20 protein-coding genes and 1 tRNA gene are annotated in these 21830 nt (G+C 69.7%); 7 read left to right on the top strand and 14 right to left on the bottom strand.

All coding sequences use genetic code 11. The features are described 5' to 3' along the window. Nucleotides 1-2: 2 nt before the first annotated feature. On the bottom strand, nucleotides 3-1088 hold the full coding sequence (locus FGL15_RS15290; protein WP_138946613.1) for a hypothetical protein: 1086 nt from the start codon (nucleotides 1086-1088) through the stop codon (nucleotides 3-5). A gap of 129 nt (nucleotides 1089-1217) precedes the next feature. Between FGL15_RS15290 and FGL15_RS15285 the strand changes: the two genes are divergently transcribed. The 3 genes from FGL15_RS15285 (at nucleotide 1218) to FGL15_RS15275 (ending at nucleotide 3879) form a co-directional block, all read left to right on the top strand. Further along, nucleotides 1218-2564, top strand: a complete 1347-nt coding sequence (locus tag FGL15_RS15285) for an MFS transporter (protein ID WP_240773563.1) — start codon at nucleotides 1218-1220, stop codon at nucleotides 2562-2564. 72 nt (nucleotides 2565-2636) lie between these two features. After that, complete coding sequence (locus tag FGL15_RS15280) at nucleotides 2637-3602, top strand: aldose 1-epimerase family protein (RefSeq protein ID WP_370281785.1); 966 nt, start codon at nucleotides 2637-2639, stop codon at nucleotides 3600-3602. A gap of 25 nt (nucleotides 3603-3627) precedes the next feature. Then, nucleotides 3628-3879, top strand: coding sequence for a response regulator (locus FGL15_RS15275; protein ID WP_079001938.1), 252 nt, complete (start codon nucleotides 3628-3630; stop codon nucleotides 3877-3879). A 62-nt stretch (nucleotides 3880-3941) separates the two neighbouring features. On the opposite strand, the gene FGL15_RS15270 is transcribed toward FGL15_RS15275, so the two are convergent. After that, nucleotides 3942-5402 carry a serine hydrolase gene (locus tag FGL15_RS15270; protein WP_138946610.1) on the bottom strand — a complete coding sequence of 487 codons (1461 nt, stop codon included), beginning with the start codon at nucleotides 5400-5402 and terminating at the stop codon, nucleotides 3942-3944. Between the two features lie 229 nt (nucleotides 5403-5631). Here FGL15_RS15270 and FGL15_RS15265 point away from each other — a divergent pair, with 229 nt between their 5' ends. Further along, nucleotides 5632-7095, top strand: coding sequence for an MFS transporter (locus FGL15_RS15265; RefSeq protein WP_138946609.1), 1464 nt, complete (start codon nucleotides 5632-5634; stop codon nucleotides 7093-7095). Nucleotides 7096-7108: 13 nt separating this feature from the next. On the opposite strand, the gene FGL15_RS15260 is transcribed toward FGL15_RS15265, so the two are convergent. The 10 genes from FGL15_RS15260 to galU all read right to left on the bottom strand — a co-directional run bounded on the left by FGL15_RS15260 (nucleotide 7109) and on the right by galU (nucleotide 16111). After that, nucleotides 7109-7771 (bottom strand): MurR/RpiR family transcriptional regulator, encoded by a 663-nt coding sequence (locus tag FGL15_RS15260; RefSeq protein WP_197977484.1) that lies wholly within the window; start codon nucleotides 7769-7771, stop codon nucleotides 7109-7111. A gap of 184 nt (nucleotides 7772-7955) precedes the next feature. Further along, nucleotides 7956-8453 (bottom strand): hypothetical protein, encoded by a 498-nt coding sequence (locus tag FGL15_RS21300; RefSeq protein ID WP_255467573.1) that lies wholly within the window; start codon nucleotides 8451-8453, stop codon nucleotides 7956-7958. Next, the gene (locus FGL15_RS21295; protein ID WP_255467572.1) at nucleotides 8348-9130 is read right to left on the bottom strand and encodes a mechanosensitive ion channel family protein; all 783 of its coding nucleotides are present in this window, start codon (nucleotides 9128-9130) and stop codon (nucleotides 8348-8350) included. The genes FGL15_RS21300 and FGL15_RS21295 overlap by 106 nt, the downstream gene beginning before the upstream one ends. A gap of 382 nt (nucleotides 9131-9512) precedes the next feature. Beyond that, nucleotides 9513-10784, bottom strand: a complete 1272-nt coding sequence (locus FGL15_RS15250; protein WP_138946608.1) for an HNH endonuclease signature motif containing protein — start codon at nucleotides 10782-10784, stop codon at nucleotides 9513-9515. A gap of 336 nt (nucleotides 10785-11120) precedes the next feature. Continuing rightward, a complete protein-coding gene (locus tag FGL15_RS15245; RefSeq protein WP_138946607.1) occupies nucleotides 11121-12296 on the bottom strand; it encodes a N(5)-(carboxyethyl)ornithine synthase in 1176 nt (391 codons plus the stop codon). A 147-nt stretch (nucleotides 12297-12443) separates the two neighbouring features. Further along, a tRNA-Ala gene (locus FGL15_RS15240) sits at nucleotides 12444-12520 on the bottom strand. Between the two features lie 51 nt (nucleotides 12521-12571). Continuing rightward, nucleotides 12572-13225: a hypothetical protein gene (locus FGL15_RS15235; RefSeq protein WP_137242059.1), complete on the bottom strand. Its 654-nt coding sequence runs from the start codon at nucleotides 13223-13225 to the stop codon at nucleotides 12572-12574. A 107-nt stretch (nucleotides 13226-13332) separates the two neighbouring features. Further along, nucleotides 13333-14358 (bottom strand): hypothetical protein, encoded by a 1026-nt coding sequence (locus tag FGL15_RS15230; RefSeq protein WP_138946606.1) that lies wholly within the window; start codon nucleotides 14356-14358, stop codon nucleotides 13333-13335. Nucleotides 14359-14442: 84 nt separating this feature from the next. Further along, nucleotides 14443-15096: a GNAT family N-acetyltransferase gene (locus FGL15_RS15225; protein ID WP_138946605.1), complete on the bottom strand. Its 654-nt coding sequence runs from the start codon at nucleotides 15094-15096 to the stop codon at nucleotides 14443-14445. 121 nt (nucleotides 15097-15217) lie between these two features. Further along, complete coding sequence (gene galU, locus FGL15_RS15220; protein WP_124768911.1) at nucleotides 15218-16111, bottom strand: UTP--glucose-1-phosphate uridylyltransferase GalU; 894 nt, start codon at nucleotides 16109-16111, stop codon at nucleotides 15218-15220. Between the two features lie 153 nt (nucleotides 16112-16264). On the opposite strand from galU, the gene FGL15_RS15215 reads away from it, so the two are divergent. From FGL15_RS15215 to mscL, 3 genes are read left to right on the top strand one after another with little or no spacing between them, the layout of a single operon-like run. Beyond that, complete coding sequence (locus FGL15_RS15215) at nucleotides 16265-16864, top strand: 5-formyltetrahydrofolate cyclo-ligase (RefSeq protein WP_138946604.1); 600 nt, start codon at nucleotides 16265-16267, stop codon at nucleotides 16862-16864. A 32-nt stretch (nucleotides 16865-16896) separates the two neighbouring features. Beyond that, nucleotides 16897-17244: an FmdB family zinc ribbon protein gene (locus FGL15_RS15210; protein ID WP_138946603.1), complete on the top strand. Its 348-nt coding sequence runs from the start codon at nucleotides 16897-16899 to the stop codon at nucleotides 17242-17244. Nucleotides 17245-17295: 51 nt separating this feature from the next. After that, complete coding sequence (gene mscL / locus FGL15_RS15205; RefSeq protein ID WP_124768909.1) at nucleotides 17296-17742, top strand: large conductance mechanosensitive channel protein MscL; 447 nt, start codon at nucleotides 17296-17298, stop codon at nucleotides 17740-17742. Nucleotides 17743-17778: 36 nt separating this feature from the next. Here the strand turns inward: mscL and FGL15_RS15200 are convergent, their stop codons facing one another. Beyond that, nucleotides 17779-17994: a hypothetical protein gene (locus FGL15_RS15200; protein WP_138946602.1), complete on the bottom strand. Its 216-nt coding sequence runs from the start codon at nucleotides 17992-17994 to the stop codon at nucleotides 17779-17781. A gap of 16 nt (nucleotides 17995-18010) precedes the next feature. Continuing rightward, nucleotides 18011-21712, bottom strand: coding sequence for an AAA family ATPase (locus FGL15_RS15195; RefSeq protein WP_240773562.1), 3702 nt, complete (start codon nucleotides 21710-21712; stop codon nucleotides 18011-18013). Nucleotides 21713-21830: the final 118 nt, after the last annotated feature.

Below are 21830 nucleotides of genomic sequence, written 5' to 3'. Positions count from 1 at the left end.
GGTCAGCGCTTCGGGAGCAGCTCCACGGAGATGAGGTTCACGACGTCGTTCGCGAGCAGGTCGAGCGACCCCTGGTCCTTGCACGTGAAGGTGAAGACGACGAGGATCCCCATCTTCGTGAGCGACCGGACGCCCCAGTACGTGCGCTCCCCCGACGGCTGCGTCCACGACAGGACCCGGAACTCGATGAGGCCCCCGCCGCTGTTGTAGTTCAGTTGTTCCGTCGTGCCGTCCGCTTTGACGTAGTCGGCCCCGACGTACTTCGCCATGTAGGCGTCACTCGACTTCTCGTCGTCTCCGACCGCGATCTCGTCAGGCGTCAGCGCGATGTCGCCGAGTCCGACGTCGCACGAGGTCGCCGCGTTCCGGTAGATCTCGACGCCGTTCCGGTCCGGACCGATCGCCGCCCAGGACGAGTCCAGGTCGTTCGTCAGGTAGGCCGTCCATTCGGCGGGGACGTCCTGCCCGGCCGCGAAGTCGAGGTCGGGCGGGATGGAGACGTAGGTCTTCGTCGGCTCGGGCGTCGAGTCCGTCTCCGTGGGCGTCGGCGACGCGGTCTTCGTCGGGGTGGCCGAGCGGGTGGGGCTCGGGTCCGCGACCGGTGCGCCACCCTGCGTGAGGACGAGGGCGACGACGGTGATGATCGCCGCCAACATGAGCGGGACACCGACGGCCAGGGCGATGATGAGCCCCGTCCGCTTGCGCTTCGGGGCACCAGGAGGCGGCGGCTGCTGGCCGTACCCGGGAGGGCCCTGCGGCGGCTGCTGCTGGTACGGGGCCTGCTGCGGCTGATAGGGCTGCTGCGGCTGCCCGCCGGAGGGGTTCTGCTGCCCGCCATACGGGTTCTGCTGGTACGGGTTCTGCTGCTGCGGTCCCTGTCCATACGGCGGCTGCGGCTGCTGGCCGGAAGGGTTCTGCTGCTGCGGTCCCTGGCCGTGCTGCGGCTGCTGCTGGCCGTACGGGTTCTGCTGCTGACCATACGGCTGCTGCGGATGCTGACCGGAGGGGTGCTGCGGCTGCTGACCCGTCGGCCATTGCGGCGGGCGGCCGTCAGGCTGCTGCGGGTCGGGAGGCGGTGCATCGGTCACGGGAGTGGCCTTTCGACGGAACGGCGGGCGGAGCGGGTGAACTGCCCGGCCGCACGCCTGCAGTTCGTGTCGTCAGCCTATCTGCGACGGACCGGCGCCGGTGGGCACATCCTGCACCAGAATGGTGACGTGTCCACCGCCCCCACCACACCCCGTACCCGCAGCGAGCGCCTCGACGCGCTCCCGTTCACCAAGGCCCACGGGCGACTGCTCGTCGGTTCCGGCGTCGGCTGGGCCCTCGACGCCATGGACGTGGGGCTCGTGTCCTTCGTGCTCGCCCAGCTCGCCGTGCAGTGGCAGCTCGGGAACACGGAGCTCTCCTGGATCGCCTCAGCGGGGTTCCTCGGCATGGCGATCGGTGCGACGCTCGGCGGTCTGCTCGCCGACCGGGTCGGTCGGCGCCACGTCTTCGCGATCACCCTGCTCGTGTTCGGCATCGCGACGGGCGCGTCGGCCCTCGCCTGGGGACTCGGCGTGCTCATCGTGCTGCGGTTCATCGTCGGCCTCGGACTCGGCGCCGAGCTGCCCGTCGCGTCGACCCTCATGAGCGAGTTCGCCCCGCCGCGGATCCGCGGGCGGATCATCGTGTTCCTCGAGGCGTTCTGGGCCATCGGATGGATCGCCGCCGCGCTCATCGGCTACCTGGTCGTGCCGACGAGCGACGACGGGTGGCGCTGGGCGCTCGCCATCGGCGCGTTGCCCGCGGTCTACGCCGCCATCGTGCGGACGCGACTGCCGGAGTCGGTGCGGTTCCTGGAGTCGCGTGGGCGCCACCGCGAGGCCGAGGACGTCGTCCGCGAATTCGAGGCCTCGGCCGGCGTCGCCCACCCGGAGGCCGCCGGTGAGACCACCACCGACACCCTCGTGAGCGTCGGCCTCTCCGCCGGTCAGCGCCTCCGTGGACTGTGGGTGCCCACGCACCGCCGCGACACCGGGGCGCTCTGGATCGTGTGGTTCTGCGTCAACTTCTCCTACTACGGCGCGTTCATCTGGATCCCGACGATCCTCGTCGCCTCCGGCTTCTCGCTCGTCCGGTCCTTCGGTTTCACCCTCATCATCACCCTGGCCCAGATCCCGGGCTACGCCGTGTCGGCCTGGTTGATCGAGGCCTGGGGACGGAAGCAGACGCTCGCGACTTTCCTCGCGGGCTCCGCTGTGTCGGCGGTCCTGTTCGGCACGGCGACGACCGAACCGATGATCATCGTGTTCGGCATGTGCCTGTCCTTCTGCAACCTCGGCGCCTGGGGTGCCCTGTACGCGACGACCCCGGAGCTGTATCCGACGGCGCTCCGTGCGACGGGGGCCGGGTGGGCCGCCGGTATCGGCCGCATCGCCTCGATCATCGCCCCGCTGTCGGTTCCGGTGCTCCTCCTCGCAGGACAGGCCCTGCTCTTCTCCGTGTTCGCCGCCTTCTTCGTCGTCGCCGCGGTCGCCGCGCTGTTCCTGTCGGACATGCGCGGCCGCTCGCTCGACTGAGCCGCGTCACACCGGCAGACCCGTACCGCCAGCCGCCCGGGTCGGTCGGCGTCGATGCGACAGAATGGGGCCGTGACCGAATCCACCAGCGCCGTGTCCCCGTCCGCCTCCGTCGACCGACGTCCGATCTCGGGACGGCGTGTCGATCTCGAGCACGGTGCGTACACCGCGTCGATCGCCTCGGTCGGTGCCTCACTGCGGTTCCTGCGACACGAGGGGCGGGACCTCGTCGTCCCGTTCGACGCCGAGGAGGTCCGTCCGGCGTTCCGCGGCGCCATGCTCGCCCCGTGGCCCAACCGCGTCGTCGACGGCCGGTACACCTTCGCGGGCGTCGACCACCAGCTCACACTCACGGAACCCGCTCGCGGCCACGCCCTCCACGGGCTAGCCGCCTGGTCGGAGTGGGACCTCGTGGCGTCGAGCGCCGCGTCCGCGGCGTTCCGAGTGATCATCGAGGCGCAGGAGGGCTACCCGTTCCGCGTCCAGGTCACGGCCACCTACACGCTCGACGACGACGGACTCCGCACCGACGTCGAGGCGCTGAACCTCGGCGACGTCGACGCGCCCTACGGCACGGGACCGCACCCGTACCTCGTCGCGGGTGAGGGCCGCGTCGACGACTGGACGCTCGAACTGCCCGCTGCCGAGGTGCTCACCGTCACGCCGGACCGGCTCATCCCGGTCTCGCTGGAGCCCGTCGACACGGAGGCGACGGAGCACTTCGACTTCCGCGAACCCCGGACCATCGGCGACACCTTCATCGATCACGCGTACACGGCGCTCGACCGCGACGTCGACGGCCGGGTCACGGTGCGCGTGACGACGCCATCCGGCAGCGGCGTCGCCATGCACTGGGGTGATGGTCTGCCCTGGGTCCAGGTGCACACGGCCGATCAGCCCGTCGCGGAGCTGAACCGACTGGGGCTCGCCGTCGAACCGATGACCTGTCCCCCCGACGCCTTCTCGACCGGGACCGATCTCGTCGTCCTGGCTCCCAATACACCACACCGGGTGTCCTGGACCATCGCAGCACTCTGACAGTCGTCGGGGCTAGGCTGGCGGCATGTCACAGACTCTTGCGAAACTCACCGGCGGCCCGCTCGACAGCGAGATCATCCCGCTCGAAGACGGTCAGGACGGCGAGCTCGTCCTGCCCTACGGCGAAGGCCAGCTCATCTACCGTCCCGTCGGCGAAGCGACGAACACCGGCGACCACGACGGCCCGACGACGACCGACTACGAGTACGTCGAGTCGACGGAGGACATCTCCCCGACGAACCGCAACGGCAACGGCGACGACGACTCGATCGGCTGACCCGAACCACCCCGTTCCACCTGAACGCCGGTAGCTGAGCCTCAGCTGCCGGCGTTCGGCGTTCACTCCCCCTGGTCGTCGACCGTGACCGTGAAGGTCTGGACCCGGAGCGGAAGCACGGGTGTCATCCGGACCTCCAGGCGGAGGCGGCCCTCCGTCCCCTCGACGAACCAGACCAGGTGGTCCGGCGAATCGCAGATCGGCGTCGCGCGCCCCGAAGCCACCTCGGCGATACCACCGACGGCGGTGACAGCGGTGTCGACCGCCTCGCGTCGCTCGTCCAGCGGGCGGTCGAGGGCGACGTTCTCGGCGAACAGCGACGCGGCGACACGGTCGTCCCAGTGCGACAGCAGCCCGGTCGCGGTCATCGACGCCACGAGGGTCTCCGGCCAGGGGCGGATCGCCGGTTCCGGCAGCTCGCCGGAGGCCTGTGCGCCGGCGATCGCCAGCCGCAGGGCCTGTTCGGCGGGCTTCGCCACGGCCGCGTAACCGGCGTTCTCGAAGGCGACGACGCCGAACCCGGATGTCGGGTGCCACCGCATGTGGGCGCTGTAGCCGGGGTAGCCGCCCGAGTGCGAGACGAGCGTCCCGAGGTCGGCGTCCTCCTCGACGAAGAGGCCGAAGCCGTAGCCGAGCGCGAGTCTCGGCGGCACGCCGTCGAGGGTGGGCCGCGACGGAGCCAACCGGTGCAGCTGCTGCATCTCGCGGCGGCTGGCGCTCGACAGCGGTCCGGTCTCGTCCCCGGTCCAGGCGCCGTCGAGCCAGCGCGCCCATCCGATCAGGGTGGAGGCCGAGGCGAAGAGCCCGCCGATCGAGGAGAAGACCCCGGGGCCGGAGAACGGGACCTCGACGAATCGGCCGTCTTCATCGACGGCCCGTTCGCGGCGGACACGATGACCGGTCGCCGTGACCGCCCCGTCGCCCTCGGGTCGCTCGAACACGGCGCCGAGCCCGAGCGGCTCCAGCAGGAGCGAGGTCACCGCATCGATGTAGGAGCCACCGGTCACGCGCTCGATGACCTGCCCGAGCAGCGCATAGCCGAGGTTCGAATAGGAGAACGCCGTCCCGGGTGTCGTGACGCATCGGACGCCGCGCACGAGCAGCCGCCGGAACTCGTCCACGCTGATCGACTCCTGGCGGTCACCCCACGGATCGTCCGTTCCGAGCCCACCCGACATCGTCAGGAGCATCCGCACGGTCGGCCGGACGGCGATGCCGTCAGGGAGCACCGGCGCGAACTCCGGCACGAACCCGTCCACGGGCGCGTCCAGGTCGAGGCGGCCGGCGTCGCGGAGGATGAGGAGCACGGCCGCGGTGAAGCTCTTGGTGCAGGAGGCGATGCGGAACAGCGTGTCGGCGTCGGGCACCGGACCGCCCACGGTGACTCCGCCGAACCCCTGCTCGAACCGGACCCGCTCGCGGTCGAACACGGCGACGTACGACCCCGGGGCGACGCCGGAGGCGATCCGGTCCTGGAAGACCCGCGTGATGTCCGTCTCCGTGCTGTCCTCGACCAGGTGCATGCCGCCTCCTCCTCGGCGGCCCTCGGCAGCCGCCCGCGATCTCGTCGCGCTTCGAGCGTACGACCATTCCGCGCCACCGGGCGCCATCACACGGGGTGCCGGGCGTAGGGTGCTCCTCCGCCAGGACGAAGTCAAGGGGCACCGATCAGCGACGTCCGATGCCCGCCGCGGGAGTAGCGTCATCTCCCGGATCGACCGTCGACGGGACGGCCGTGGAAGGAGTCATTCCATGTCGAACACGTCGACCTCCGGGCGACCGGCCCCGGTCCGGAGCCTCGTCCCCGCCAGGATGGACCGATTGCCGTGGACCCGGTTCCACTGGATGATCGTCGTCGGTCTCGGCTTCTCGTGGGTGCTGGACGGCCTCGAGATCCAGATCGTCGCCTCCGCCGGGTTCCAGAAGTCGCTGGGCCTCTCGGCGGCTGAGGTCGGCCTCCTCGGGACGATCTACCTGCTCGGCCAGGTGACGGGTGCCCTCGTCTTCGGCCGCATGGCGGACCGCCTCGGCCGCAAGAAACTCTTCATCCTGACCCTCGCGATCTACCTCGTCGCGAGCGGCATCGCCGGCCTGTCCCCCACGTTCTGGTTCCTCGCCATCTTCCGGTTCTTCGCCGGCATGGGCATCGGCGGCGAGTATGCGGCGATCAACTCGGCCATCGACGAGCTCATCCCGTCGAAGTACCGCGGGCACGTCGACATCGCCATCAACGGCACCTACTGGGGCGGCGCCGCCCTCGGATCGGCGGCGAACCTGTTCCTGCTGAACACCGACTACTTCGCCGAGGACGTCGGCTGGCGCATCGGATTCTTCATCGGGCCGGTCCTCGGTCTCGCCATCATCTTCCTGCGCCGCCACATCCCCGAGAGTCCGCGGTGGCTCATGACGCACGGTCGGGAACAGGAGGCGGAGGCCACGGTCGACGACATCGAGGCGACCGTCCGCAAGCAGGGCGGGACGATCGAGCCGGTCGACGAGTCGAAGGCGCTCACGGTCCAGGCCCAGGGCCACATCCCGATCCGGACCATCTTCGGCGTCCTCTTCTCGAAGTACCCGAAGCGCACCTTCGTCGGCCTCGCGATGATGATCACCCAGTCGTTCCTGTACAACGCGATCTTCTTCACCTACGCGCTCGTGCTGCAGAACTTCTACGGCACGAGCCCCTCGTCGACGCAGTACTACTTCTTCCCCTTCGCGATCGGCAACCTGCTCGGCCCGCTCCTCCTCGGCAGGCTGTTCGACACCTGGGGTCGTCGCCAGATGATCTTCCTCACCTACGGGGTCTCCGGTGCGGTGCTGGCCGTGTCGGCGGTGCTCTTCAACGCCGGTGCGCTCGACGCGACGACGCAGACGATCTTCTGGTGCGTCTCGTTCTTCTTCGCCTCCGCCGGCGCGTCCAGCGCCTACCTGACCGTGAGCGAGATCTTCCCGCTCGAGCTCCGCAGCCAGGTGATCGGCTACTTCTTCGCGATCGGACAGATCGCGGGTTCGGTCGCGCCCCTGCTCTACGGGATCCTGATCGGCGACGGCACCGACCGCGGGCCGCTCACCGTGGGCTACATCGTCGGTGCCGGCGTGATGGTCCTCGGCGGGTTGATCGCCCTCATCTTCGGGGTCGACGCCGCGCGGAAGTCCCTCGAGGACATCACGGAACCCTTGTCGATCGTGCGCGAGGGGAAGGGCTCGGGAAGCTGATCCCGGTCCGCGCTCAGTCCTCGTCGGAGACGTAGACCCCGAGCGTCTCGGCGAGGCGCTCCCGCTCCACCGCCCGACGGCCGGCGCCCTTGGCGCTGGCCGTCGTGAGCGTCGCGAGGATGTGCAGCGTGAGCGCGATCCCGATCGAGGAACTCGGGTGCCCGTCCTCGGCACGGCCGAGCACGATCGTCTCGTCGGCGTACGGGGTCAGCGGGGCGTCCGGCGCGTCCGTGATGAGCACGAGGCTGCCTCCCGCCTCGGCGAATGGGACGACGGAGTCGATCGTGTACTTGCGGTACCGCTGCAGCGACACGGCGATCATGACGTCGCTCGTACGCACGTCGCTGAGGACGTCGAGGGGACGCACGATGGTGCCGTCGATGAGCGTGACGTTCGCGAGGCCGTAGCTGAGGTCCGCGGCGAGGAGTGACGCGTAGGTGAACGACTTCGACGCCCCGATGAGGAAACGTCGTCGAGCGGAGACGATGAGGGCCGCTGCGCGTTCGAGGGCGCCGTCCGCCTTGGCCGAGGCGAGGGACTCCTCGAACTGCTTGCGTTCCTGCTCGAGGAGTCGGTGCTTCAGGACGGACGCGGAGCGTCGTTCGAGACGCTGTTCCGGGCGTTCGCCGGGGACGGCGGTGTCCTCATCGGTGAGGAAGAGGGTGTCGTCGTTCACGCGCGGTCTCCTTCGCATGCCGTCGCCGGGTTCGGGCCGGCGCCGTCCGTTCGTGTCGGCAGCAGCACCGACGGCCCACCGGTGGGTCACCCGGCGAGGTTCCCTTGATGGTAGCGACGGGAAGCGCATACAGGATCGCCGGAACGACAACGATTCGGTGCACACACGCCCGGTCGGGCGACGGTCAGCGTTCGGGCTCGTCGTCCAGGTCGGGCAGGGTGATCGATGAGGTGAAGAGGCTCGCGCGCTGCTCGGCCTCGGCGCTGCCGCTGAACAGCCCGACGGGCTCGGTGACCGGCCCGCCGCGCTTCGGCACCGGACGAGCCTCCTGCTCGACCATCTGCACGCGGTTGCGCGGGATCGCCGACGGGTTCTGCGCGAGGATCCACTCGACCATCTGCTCGCGCACGAGGCACCGGAGGTCGAAGAGGGTCGGTGCGTCCACCGCGGTGACGAGGATGCGGATGCGCACGTAGCCCCCGACGGCGTCCGTGACCTGCAGCACCTGTGCCCGGCCGTCCCAGAGGTCGGTGCGGTCGAGGATGCGCTCCAGCTCGGTCCGCATGACCGCGGGGCTCACCCACCAGTCGAGGTCGAACTCGACCGACCCGAGCAGCTCGCTCGTGTTCCGCGTCCAGTTCTGGAAGGGCGTGGAGGTGAAGTAGGTGGACGGGAGCACCATGCGGCGATCGTCCCAGATGCCGACGACGACGTAGGTGAGGGTGATCTCCTCGATCCGGCCCCACTCCCCTCGACGATGACGACGTCGTCGACCCGGATCGCATCGCTGAAGGCGAGCTGGATCCCGGCGAACACGTTCCCGAGGACGGACTGCGCCGCGAGGCCGGCGACGATGCTCACGACACCGGCGGAGGCCAGCACGCTCGCCCCGACGCCCTGGACGCCGGGGAACGTCAGGAGGATCGACGCGACACCGACGATGACGACGACCGCGATCGCCAGGCGACGGACGAGCGCGAGCTGTGTCTGCATGCGGCGGGCGACTTTGTTGTTCGGGACGTCGATGCGATACCTGGCCTGGCCGAGCCCGATGACGAAGGCGAGCAGCGCGGCGACCAGCCACGTCGCTGCGGCGATGACGGCGATCCGGAAGGTCTGGTCGATGAACCCACGGGTGGTCTCATCGGGAAGGGTCGCTGCGACCGCGGGCCACACGGCGACCAAGACCACGAGGGCCCGGAAGGGGTGCCTGGCACTCCCGGCGAGCGCACCCGGCCAGTCGCTCCGCCGCGCCGCCATCCGGAAGGACACCGACACGATCACGATGACGACGAGCGCTGCGATCAGCGCTATCCCGGCCGCTGCGGCGACACCCCACCAGCTCTGCCAAACGAACATCCATGCCTCCTCGAGCCGGTCGTGCACTCTGTGTTCCTCCGCCGACCGATGCCGTACGGCGCAAGCGTCAAGCGTAGGGGCGGGTGCATGCCGCGCTCGACCGCTTGCGCGGCCTGCCACGAACCTCTCAGGCCGAGTTCACGTGGCCGGCGGGTCCCACGTGAACCGAGCGAACCTCCCCGTTCACCCAAGTGACACGGCCCGGGCCGCCCTTCGACAGGCTCAGGGACCGAAATGCCTCCGAGCACAGTCCAGCCCGGTCACTGAGCTTGTCGAAGTGCCCACGAGGACGCTTCATCGTTCCGGGCACACCGCTTCCGGTCACTGAGCCTGTCGAAGTGCCCACGAGGAACCCTTCGACAGGCTCAGGGACCAAAACTGGTCAGAAGGGCGCGGGATCCGGCTCGGTCCGATACTGCTTCCCGTCAGGTGTCGTCCACTCGAGCACGCCACCGGGCCCGTGGTCGAGGTTCCACCCGGGGAGGTGCTTCATGCGGTGGTGATGTCGACACAGGCACGCGAGATTGCCGACATCTGTTGCGCCGCCGTCCTCCCACGCGACGGAGTGGTCGAGATCACATGCTCTGGCTCGTCGCCCACAGCCCGGTGCCCGACAGGTGCCGTCCCGAAGCCGGACCGCGCGTTGCAGGTCGGCCGGAACGCGGTACTGATTCCGCCCGACGGAGAGCACCGCTCCCGTTTCCGGCTGGACGAGGATGCGGGTGAAGCTGGGGGCGTTCACCGCGATACGTGCCGCGGTCTCCGGGTCGATCGGCCCGTATCCGTCGAGGGTTGCCGGGGTGTCGCTCACGCCGGCCATGCTGAGCGCGGGCACCGTGATCTGCACGGTGGGTCTGATGTGCTCCTGGACCTCGATCGGGTGCGGGAGCACCGGGCTCGACATGACGTCTTCCGGAGTCACACCGGTGAGAGCCAGGGCTGCAAGGGCGTCGGCCTGGAGCTGGGCGCAGGTGCGGGTGTCGCCCGCCTGGCGTGACTCCGCCGCGGCGGCTTCGACCCGCTCGATGAGCCCCTGCGCGATCGGCGCACTGGTGAAGAGATGCACCCAAGCCATGCCGTCGGCGGCGGGTTCGAACTCGACTCGGCGGTCGGCTTCGGAGCGCTTGGCGCGTGCGGTGATCGATTCCGGGTGCAGACGCTCGCGAAGGACTCGAGCTCGCCTGCCGAGCTCCGCATCGGTGGCCTGCTCCGCGACCGGGAGCACGTGGGCGAGGAACACGGCCCGCCCGTCGGTGGGCACGTCGCAGAGCTGGTCGGTGATCGTCTTGGCGTGCCGAGCCGAGATGCGGCCCGCCTCGAGAGACGCGAGCACGGCCGGGGCGTCGTTGACGAGCCGCTCGGCGTCGTTGGTAGCGCGCTGGACCGCCTGCTCGGGCGTGCGCGTCGCCATCGCGAGGGCCGCACAGGTGGAGCGGCGGGAAAGTGCCTGGCGTTCGGCCGGCGGGAAGATGGACGGAACCGTGACGTCTGCGAAGGCGTCTGCGTAAGCGGCAGAGCGGGCGAGGAGCCGGGCCTCCTCAGCGTCCAGAGCAGCCCGACGACGCTGGATGTCCGCGTAGTGATCCGAGAACTCCGCGAGCTGCGCGGCGTATTCGTCGCTCGCGCGGATCGCGGTGAGGGTGGTCTCGGTCATGGAACCAGTCCATCATGGACCACTGACATTCCAGATGCTGAGTCGTCTCGATTGTGCAAGTTTCCTCGTGCGCCCTTCGACAGGCTCAGGGACCGGCGAAGGTTGCTCGGAGACCGGAGTGATTGCGGGCGCCCTTCGACAAGCTCAGGGACCGGAGGGGGCTGCTCAGGGACCGCGATGGTTGCTCGGGGACCGGGGTGAAGCCGGGTGCACATCTCCCGGTCACTGAGCCTGTCGAAGTGCCCACGAGAGGCCTCCCGGGCGCGGTGCCTCCGTCAGCGGTTCACCGAGAGGCCCGCCGCGGCCCCACTGCTCGCGCAGTCGGCCAAGAACCGATCAGCCCGGCTGGACCTCATGCGGGTACTCGGCCGACCGGTGTTGGAACTCGGTGATCGCCGGGTTCAAGATGACCCCGTCCTGGATCTCCACAGCCCGCTGGACGGTCAGGCTGTCGACCCAGGCGTCCGGCCCTGCCAGCACCGTGGGCAGGAACGGCAGCAACGCCTCGCTGTTCTCCCAGCTGGACGAGTTCCACAGGAGCGACGGACTGTGGTCGACCGCGTAGTAGTTGATCTCCCCGCGCCCGACGGTGAACATCGGGTCGTCGAACCCGGTCGTGCGCGCCCACTCGAAGGCCATCCCCTCGTCGCAGGAGACGTCCACGATGAGGCTCCCTGGCCGGAACGCGCCGAGGTCGTCCTCACGAAGGTAGAGCAGTGGTGCGTTGGGGTCCTGCAGGGTGCAGTTGACGACGATGTCGCTCTCCGCCAGGAAGGGTGCCAGTGGCACGCGACCCTCGTCGGTGATGACCTCGCTGAGGTACGGGCCGTCGTCGTGGTCGAACTGGATCATGCGGGCGGAGTGGATGGGCGCCGCGACCGCCGCGACCCGGCGGTTGGTGAGCACGCGCACGTCGTGGATCCCGTGGGCGTTGAGCGCGGTCACGGCACCTCGGGCGGTCGCGCCGAAGCCGATGACGACCGCGGTCAGGCGACGGCCGTAGCTGCCGGTGGATCCGCAGAGTTCCAACGCGTGGATGACCGAGCTGTAACCGGCGAGCTCGTTGTTCTTGTGGAAGACGTGCAAGCCGAAGCTACCGTCAGCGGCCCAGTGGTTCATCGCCTCGAAGGCGATCAGCGTCAGCCGTTTGTCGATCGCGAGCTGCGTCAGCGCGGTGTCCTGGACGCAGTGCGGCCAGCCCCAGAGCGTCTGCCCGTCGCGGAGCTCCTGGACGTCCTCGAGCTGCGGTTTCGGCAGGAGGACGACGTCGGCCTGCGCGACGACCTCGGCGCGCGTCGCGAACGAGCGGACGTAGGGCGCGATCTCCTCGTCGGAGACGCCGAACCGGGCACCGTAGCCGTGCTCCACGACGATCCGAGACCGGAACTCCTCCGGGATGCGCTCGAAGTGCGCCGGGTGGATCGGCACGCGTCGTTCGTCGGGCTTCAGCGAGGTGCCGATCACCCCGAGGACGGCGTCGTGCTGCACGGTCGGTTCGGATGCTGCTGGCATGACTGCTCGTCCCGTTCACGGGAACCGAAGCGGCGCCGTGCCCCTGACCGTACAGGACGCGGGGCGCCGCCGACACGGGACAGGACGCTGCCGACACCCGGAAACACGACAACCCCGCACCGTGAGGTGCGGGGTTGTCGTTGCAGCTGGTGGACCCAAGGGGATTCGAACCCCTGACCCCCTCGATGCGAACGAGGTGCGCTACCGGACTGCGCCATGGGCCCAACTACTTGTCCAGGCTAGCAGAACCGGCGAGCCGTTTCGAACCGGCCGCGCTAGTCCTCGTAGGGGTTCGGGCCGTCGTCGACCGGCATGCTGCCGTCCTTCGGATTGGCGGCGATGAGGGCAGCGAGGTCGAGATCGCGGAACCAGCGGAGCCGCTGGCTCCGGGCACGCCGGTAGTGCTCGTCGACGACCGGCTCGTCGAGGACCCGGTCGAGCTTCGCCTGGATGGCGCGCTCCAGGTCGCCCCACGCACGCTCACGAGCGGATTCCGCGATCGCCGCGACGAACTCCTCGTCCTTGCTCACCCGACGGAGTTCGGCGGCGAGCCCCGAGTACACCTCGCGGCGACGGGACAGGGCGCTGAGGTCGCCCGCGCGGTAGTCGTGCTGGTGTCGTGCACTCCCCCGACGCTGGAACGCCGTCTGGCGCGCCTCCCGTGCGAGGTCCGCGTACTCCTCCTGCTCGTCGGCCATGCGTCCCAGTTCGCGTCGGACAGCCGCCTGCGTCGCCTCGGCGTCGTAGGACGCGCCGTCGCGGAGTGCTCGCTCGATGATCCAGTTCGTGACCTCGACTACGGTCCAGGACCGCGCGATCAGGAGGCCTTCCTCGACCGCGTGCTCGACCGGCGGCGGAGCCACCTCGGGGGGCGCGACGTAGGGCTTCATCGGCTTCCGCCGGCTCTTCCGCCACACGCCCATGGTCACCTTTCGCGTTCCAGGGCGTCGACGAGAACCGAGCGACGAACCCCCTCGACGAGTCTATCCGTCGCCGGTGACCGGTTCATGAACGACCGGACGGGCGCGGTCGGGACTCAGCCCGCGGCGCGCCGACGCTGCAACAGAGTGGAGCCGCCGGCGGCGATCTCGCCCTCGTCGATGACACCCATCGAGGCGAAACGGCTCGGGGCCTGCTGCGGTTCGACGCGCTCGGGCTTCGGAGCGGCGACGGGCTCCGGACGACGGACGATCGTCGGTACGACCGGTGCGAGACGCTCGGCGCGAGAGGCGATGGCCTCCTGCATGGCCGCCTGGCGCAGGCGGTCGTAGGCATCGGCCTTGGCCAGCTCGGCGGCAGCCGAGGAACCCTCGGAGAGGTGGAGCGGCTTCGGGATGGATGTCGGCGTCCAGGTCTGCGCCTGCGAGGCCGCCTTGACGGGCTCGTTGTACTCGAAGAGCGCCGACTCGACGCGCCTGGTCGTGACCGCGACCGCCGGTACCGGCGCGACGGCGCGGTGGGCGATACGCGACATCCGAGAGAGCGCAGAGAGCGCGAGCAACCCGACGACCGTGGACGTGATACCGAGGACGAGACCGCCGCCCGCGAGGAACGCGGTCACGCCGGAGCAGAAGCCGATGATGGAGGCGACCAACACGGTGGTCGCGAGCAACCTGGAGCGACGCCGGCTCCGCGCGAGCTTCGCCGCTCGGGCGTTGCGCTGGACGGCACGGGCTGCGGCAGCGGCGGCACGACGAGCGTCCTCCGCGGCACGGGCGGCGGCTTCGGCCTGCACTGCCCTGGCCTCCTCCTCGCGGCGGATCCGGTCGGCTTCGGCGAGTTCGACGCGGGCCGCGGCCTCGGCCGTCGCCTTCGTCCTGGCCTCGAGCTGTTTGAGGAGCTTGCGCTGCGCGGCGACCTCACGCGACGTCGCCTCGAGCCGGACGGCCTCCGGGACCTCAGCCGTCTCGGCGAGCACACGGAGCGTCTGCTGCAGCCGGATCGCGTTCCGCTCGCTGGCGGAGAACTGACTGTCGCGCACCCACGACGGCACCAGGTACACCAGCCACAGCATCGCTGCGACCAGAATGATCACCCCACCGCTCAGGAATCCGCCGTCCATGTCCCTGACCGTAGCGGGTCGACGACCTGAGACCGATCAACAGGTGGGTGTGTCCCCGGATGGAGGGGGAAAACGGCTACCGGGTCAGCGGGTGGGGAACGGCGACGCGGCCGCGAGACGGTCGGACTCGGGGATCACGCACGCGTCCTTCGGGACCTGTCCGTCCAACCACCGGTTCAGGACGCCGCCCGGGACTTCTTCGCGGACGAGGCCGAAACAGAAGTGGTCGCGCCAGTCGCCGTCGATGTGGATGAAGCGGCGTCGCAGTCCCTCATACCGAAACCCGAGTTTCTCGACGACCCGCAGGCTCGGAGCGTTCTCGGGCCTGATGCAGATCTCCAGCCGGTGGAGCTGCAGGGCCGTGAAGCAGTGGTCGGTCGCGAGGGCGGTCGCAATCGGCGTGGCGCCGAGCCCCGCGAACCGCTGGGACACCCAGTAACCGATCGACGCCGAGGCCAGCGAACCGTAGGTGATGCCGGAGACGTTGAGCTGGCCGGCGAACTCACCGTCGACCTCGATGACGAACGGGAGACCGGCACCCGAGCGTGCGTGGTTCTGCAACGACCGGATCGCCGCACGGCTGTCGGCCGGGACCGGGCCGTAGGGGCTCGTCGCCTCCCAGCGGCGCAACCAGGCTCGGTTCTCCGCGAGCTCGCGCTCGAGCGGCCTCGCGTCACGGACCTTGATGGGCCGGATGCTCACTCGCCCACTGCTCAGAACGGGTACGACCTGCGCCACCGTGCCACCCCTCTCGCGTTCTGTGGTGAGCCTAGTGGAGCGCTCACGGATGCACCGACACGACCGCGCCCCGAGATCCGCTGCTGCGGTCCCGGGGCGCGTCGTGTGTCGTCGGGTGGACTCAGTCCAGGTTCCCGGCGAAGCCCTTGAGCCACGGACGCAGCTCGGGACCGAGGTCCTCGCGGTCGACCGCGAGCTGCACGATCGCCTTGATGTAGTCGAGGCGGTCGCCCGTGTCGTAGCGACGGCCGCGGAAGATGACGCCGTAGACGCCGCCCGTACCCTCGACGTCGGCGGCCATCTCCTGGAGCGCGTCGGTCAGCTGGATCTCGCCACCCTTGCCCGGCTCGGTGCGCTCGAGGATCTCGAACACCTCGGGCTTCAGCACGTAGCGGCCGATGATGGCGAGGTTGGACGGGGCGTCCTCCTTCGCAGGCTTCTCGACGAGGCCGGTCACTCGCACGACGTCGGGGTCGTCGGTGGCCTCGACGGCTGCTGCACCGTACATGTGGATCGAGTCGGGGTCGACCTCCATGAGGGCGATGATCGTCGCGTTCCGCTTGTCCTGCTCGTCGAGCATGCGCTCGAGGAGGACGTCGCGGGCGTCGATCAGGTCGTCGCCGAGGAGCACGGCGAAGGGCTCGTGGCCGACGTGGCGCTTGGCCCGCAGGACGGCGTGGCCGAGGCCCTTCGGGTCTCCCTGGCGCAGGAAGTGGATGTCGGCGAGCTCACTCGACTCGTTGACCTTCTCGAGGCGCTGGGTGTCGCCCTTCTTCGCGAGGTTGAGCTCGAGCTCGGTCACGCGGTCGAAGTGGTTGGCGAGGGCGTTCTTGTTGCGGCCGATGATCATGAGCACATCGGCGAGCCCGGCGCTGACGGCCTCCTCGACGACGTACTGGATGGCCGGCTTGTCGACGACGGGGAGCATCTCCTTCGGCAGGGCCTTCGTCGCCGGAAGGAACCGGGTGCCGAGACCTGCTGCGGGGATGACTGCTTTGGTAACACGAGTGGTCATGAGGGAAAACCTATCGTGTGGAGCCGGTGAAGTCGCCGAATACCCCCTCGATCGAGGGTGAAATCCCCTGAACCCCTGGACGAGGCGGCGGATGTCCGGTAAGACGTCGGGCAACGAGCCTGGCGCGACGACGAGCCGCTTAGAATGGGTCGCATGACGAGCCCCGCCGAACACGAGAAACGAGCGCTGCGCGCCGAGCTCCGTGAGCGTCGCGAGCTGCTCACCTCCCTGGAGAAGGAGCGGTCGACCACCGGCCTGACGGACAACCTCCGCGCCCTCGTCTCCCGCTTCGGCGCGAGCTCCATCGCCTGCTACCTCTCCTCCCCGAGCGAGCCCGACACCCGTCCCTTCCTCCAGTGGGCGCAGGAGGCGGGCATCCGCATCCTGTTCCCCATCACCCGCACCGACGGGCTCCTCGACTGGACGATCGGCGAAGAGGGCATCGAGACGGTGGGCTTCGCTGGCACCCCCGAGGTCGTGGGCACCACCCTTGGCCCCATCGCCATCAACGACGTCGACCTCATCCTCGTCCCCGCGGCCGCCGTCGACGCCCGCGGCATGCGCATGGGCTGGGGTCGCGGGTACTTCGACAAGACGCTCGGCTCGATGGAGCGCTGCCCTCCCGTCTACGCCGTGCTGTACGACACCGAGATCCTCGACGAGGTCCCGAGCGAGATCCACGACGAACCCGTCGGCGGTGCCGTGACCCCGAGCCGCATCCTCGACTTCGACCAGGTCAGACCGCGCCGCTGAGCGCGCCGACCCACCACATCCCAGGAGACCCCGTGCCCACCTACGCCTACCGCTGCACCGAGTGCGGCAACGCCTTCGACGTCCAGCAGTCCTTCACCGACGACTCCCTCACCGAGTGCCCGGCGTGCTCCGGCAAGCTGCGCAAGCTCTTCAGTGCGGTGGGTGTCACGTTCAACGGCTCCGGCTTCTACCGCACGGACTCCCGCGCCGGTGCCGGCAAGGGCTCGAGCTCGATCCCGGCCTCCTCGAAGTCCTCGGAGGGGTCGTCGAGCTCGTCCTCCTCGGACGCCAAGAGCGGATCCTCGTCCTCGAGCGGCTCCTCCAGCTCCAGCTCGGGCTCCAGCGCCACACCGGCCTCCGCCGGGAGCACCGCGTCCTGAGCCGGTAGCGTAGCCAGGGTCCTGCCCATCCCCGATCCTCAGGGAGACCCCATGCTCAAAGGCTTCAAGGAGTTCATCCTCCGCGGCAACGTGATCGACCTGGCCGTGGCCGTCGTGATCGGGGCCGCGTTCACCGCCATCGTCAACTCGCTCGTCGAGAACATCTTCAACCCGCTGCTCGGGGCGCTCTTCCGCGCGGAGAGCCTGAACGACGCGTTCAACGTCTCCATCCCGACGGTCGACGGCGACCCTGCCGTCATCCACTTCGGCGCGTTCATCGGCGCGACCATCCAGTTCCTGTTGGTCGCCGCCGTGGTCTACTTCGTCATCGTGCTGCCGATGAACCACTTCAAGCGCGTCACCACGAAGCCGACGATCGCCGACGAGGCCGCAGCTCCAAGCGAGCTTTCGCTCCTCACCGAGATCCGCGACGTGCTGAAGACGGGCACGAGCGCTCCGCTGCCGCCCGCACGCGACGACACGACCGACGGCCGCTAGTCCGGCCCGTCCAGCAGCACCGACGTCCCGTCCCGCTCACCAGTGGGGCGGGACGTTGCGTTGCAGCTCGTCGTCGTTGCCACCGCCGCCAGCGGGTTTGGTGGTGCCACCCCAGGCGGCGTCGGTGTCCTCCGCCGCCTTGACCGGACCGGCGGGCAGCTGCGGTGCGGGATCCGTCCCGGGAGCACCGGGGCGGATCGCCCGCCTCGATCCTCGGGGACGGACGATCCGTGGCTCCTGATCGTCGTGCATGATCAGTGTCCGACCATCAGTGGCGTGGCACCTGCACGGCGATCGGCGCGGTGTCGAGGTGCTCGGTCGTGTTGAGCCCGAGCACACCGGCCACACGCTGCGCGACCGCCTCGGCGTCGGCGAAGAGGTCGAAGCTGTGGACACGGACGTAGTGCCAGCCGAGGCGGCGCAGGACGTCGGGCCGGAGCCGCAGCGACTCCCGGAGGCTCGCGTCGCCCAGTTCCTCGTCGCACTCGACGACGACCGCTCGGCCACCCCACGAGGCGACCAGGGCGAGCTTGCCGCGATAGCCCATGTCGACCCGCATGCCGAGCGTCTCGAGGCGCGTCGCGAGGTCGACGAGCATCGGCTCGGCCTCGTGCGTCGCTTGATCCTCGGAGGCGCGGCGCGACGTGTCCGTGAGGATGCGCGCCAGGGCGAGGATGCCGTGCTGGATCCGGTTCTGATCGAGGTCTTCAGGACGGACGCAGGAGACGATCACCATGGACCGCCGTGCACGCGTCATGCCGACCGCGAGCAGCCGGTCGCCGCCGGGCTGACCCAGCGCGCCGAAGTCGGACAGGACCCGTCCGTGCGGCGTCAGGCCGTACCCGATCGAGAAGATGACGCGGTCGCGGCTCTCGGCCACGGACTGCTCGAGCGTCAGGACGGTGAACGGTTCCGCCCGCTCGCGGAGGAGGAAGTCGGAGAGGTCGGCACGACGGGAGAACGCTGCGAGGACCGCCTGCTGGACCCGGACCGCATGCTTGTCACTCGCGGTCACGACCATCAGGGATTCCTTTGGACGGTTCGACGCGTGCTCGAGCACGAGTTCCACGACCCGATCGACCTCGACGTCGACACTCTCCACCGCTCCGGTGACCGGGTCGGGCATGCCGAGCCCGCCGGGGACGTAGTCGAGGCTCAGGCTGCCGTGGCCGAGGAACGAACCCGCCCACGGCAGGGAGTCGATCTGGCCACCGTAGAACCGCTCGTTGACGAGTTCTGCGAGGTCCTCGCCTCCGGCGCGGTAGGAGCGCGTCAGCATGAGGGTCGGCAGCACGGAGCTCAGTTGTTCGAGCGCGGACTCCCGGTGCAGCTCGGCGATGTCGGCATGCTGCTCGGGGTTCGCCTCCTGATCCGTCAGACGGATCTCGAACGGGGACGGACTCTGTGTGACGGGGTCGCCGAACGCGACGACCTGACGCGCGCGACGGATGGCGTCCACGTTCTCGGCGAGGAGCGTCGCCCCTGCGTCGACGAGGAAGACGGCGTCGAAGGACGCGCTCTCGGGGATGCGCGGCACCTCGTACGGTGAGACGAGCCAGACCGGCGCGAGGACACGCGACAGCGTGGGAGCCGCCTGCTCGAGCTCGGCCGCCCGGAGCGGTCGATCGCGCTTGAGGAGCGAACGGAGCGCCATGCCTTCCGTCGCGTGGTCGACGAGACCGATCTTCCAGGTGTCGGCCAGCAGCGAGGCGAGGAGCTGCCCGGAGGCGGAGGCGTGCGCCTCGTCCACCAGCCGGAAGTCGGACTCCAGACGCTCGACGACGCTCGTGTTCGCGCCGAGCAGGCCGCGGTCCTCGGTGAGCACGAGTTCGAGCATCGACTGCCACCAGGCGAGTTCGAGCTCGTCGGCAAGACGCGTCCGCGGCACGTGCCGCTGGGACAGGTCGACGATGAGCTCGCCGAGACCCTGCTCGCGCAGGCCGGCGAGGATCGCGGTGCGCTCCTGGAGGTTGTGGAGGACCTCGGACTCAGCGGCTAGCTCGGAGATCGTGCGGACGAGGCTCGGGATCGCGAGGCGTCCGAGGCGGTCCGGGGTGTCGGCGATGCCGAGCGGCTGATCGACCAGCTCGAGCTTCGCGGCGACCGTCTGGTACGCCTGCTCGACGTCCGCGATGCCGAGCGGCACCTCGGGCGGCGCGCCGGTCGTCACATAGCGCTGCCACAGGGTTCGCTGCTGCTGGATGCGGCGGAGGGCGGCGTTCATGTCGGGCACGTGTGCGCCGGGCCGCAGGTACTCCTTGGCCAGGGCCTTGAGTCGTCGGCGGCTCGCCGACGACATCGCGGCGGAGTCCTTCCGCGGGCTCGTGGCGACGATGAGGTCGGCGAGCGACCGGTCGAAGACGTCCGGCTGGAAGCGGTCGAGCGTCTCACGGATGTCCGCGAGGAGTCGCAGGTAGATGCCCAGCTCGTCGATGGACTCGAACGGCCGCATCTGCGTCTGCCCGATGAGGCCGTACGCACGCTCCAGCAACTGCGGCAGGTCCTTGCGGTGCAGGCGCTTGGCGAGGTCGTGGGTCTCCTGGGCTTCCGCGGTCGTGTCGAACGACGCGCCGTACCAGGGCGAGTCGCCCGGTCCGTAGCGGAATTCACCGAGGGCGGCCGCGCCTTCGAGCGCCTCCGCCGCGCGGGAGCGGCCCGCTGCGAGCCCGACGAGCGTCTGGCGGTCGAGTCGGACCAGGGTTCCCGGAGGGTGCGGCAGCTTGGAGAGCTTCGAGAGCGCTTCGAGAGCGTCGATGACCGAGACCCGCAGATCGGGGTCCTTCGCCTGCAGCGAGGTGCGGTAATCGATGAGGACCCGACGCAGCCGGACGAGCGCGTCGTCGACCTCGCCGACCTGCGGCGGGATCGCGCGCTCGTTGCGCGTGATCGCCTGGATGAGGTCGCGGCGGAGGGTCGACGGCGACGCGCACAGACCGGGCAGACCGACCTTGGTCAGGCGGTGGCGGATGCCCTCGAGCGTGGAGCGGCGGGGGCTGACGACGAGGACGCGCTTGTGCTGCGACGCGAGCACGCCGATCGCGTTCACGATGGTCTGCGTGCCGCCCGTGCCCGGAAGGGTCGTGACGACGAGCGAGTTGCCGGCACCGATCTGCGCGATGACGTTCTCCTGCTCGACGTCCGCGTCGAGCAGCAGGGTGTCGGTCGACGGCGGGCGGTCGTCCTGGCCCGGCGCGTCGACGGGCGTGAAGCTGCTGCGGACGAGGCCGACCGCACCCTCGTCGCCGGCGACGGCGTCGAGGATCGGGTGGTCGAGCTTGGCGGCGTCGTCGAGCAGGGAGTGACCGACGGCGGCGAACGAGGAGACGAGCAGACGCGGCTGGACGGTGAACCACTCGAGCCCGGCGGCGAGCGAGCGGAGGCGGTCGATGACGGGCTGCGGCTTGAAGACCCCGCCCGATTCGCTCAGCGCGACGAACTCGTCGGGATCGAGGACGATGCCGAACTGCTCGCGGAGGGCGCGGACGAGTTCCGGGTTCGCGGTCGTGGCGCCGCGCAGCTTGACCTCGTAGTCGCGACCGTACCGGCGGATGGCCAGCGGCCGGAGCAGGACCGGTGCACTGAAGTCCTCACCCTGATGCGTCCACTGGGCGAGGCCGACGGCGAGGTGGACGGCGTCGATGCCGCGGACGGTGGAGAGCTCGATGCCCTTCGTCGTGATGCGGTCGGCGGCGCGCTTCGCACCGCGGAGCGCGATCTCGTCGCGGATGAGGTTCGACAGCAGCGTCGACTTGCCCGAGATGAACTGCGGCAGACCACCGGGATGCGTCGAGCTGAGCTCCACCCGGGTCGTCGGGGCGTCCACGAAGTGGAGCAGCGGCGAGGGGCCGCCGACCGTGCTGAGCTGCTGGCGCCAGGCGTGCAGCGCCGTGTCGACCACGCCTGCCGATGCCGCCACGGGACCTTCGCGGAGTTGCGCCTCCGCTGATTCCCGTTCGACTCCGGACGTCACGTCGCCGTCATCCCGTCTCTTCTCTAGCCGCCACACACTTGCACCATACGTGCCCGGTAGTGGAAACACCGGGAAGCGGTGCGGTTTTTCGCCGAGTCCGCCGAGGAAATGTGCGACG

This window comes from Plantibacter sp. M259 (assembly GCF_006065115.1).
Taxonomy (GTDB): domain Bacteria; phylum Actinomycetota; class Actinomycetes; order Actinomycetales; family Microbacteriaceae; genus Plantibacter; species Plantibacter auratus.
Note: the sequence above shows the minus strand (reverse complement) of the source record. Positions and strands in the feature narration are given on the sequence as shown.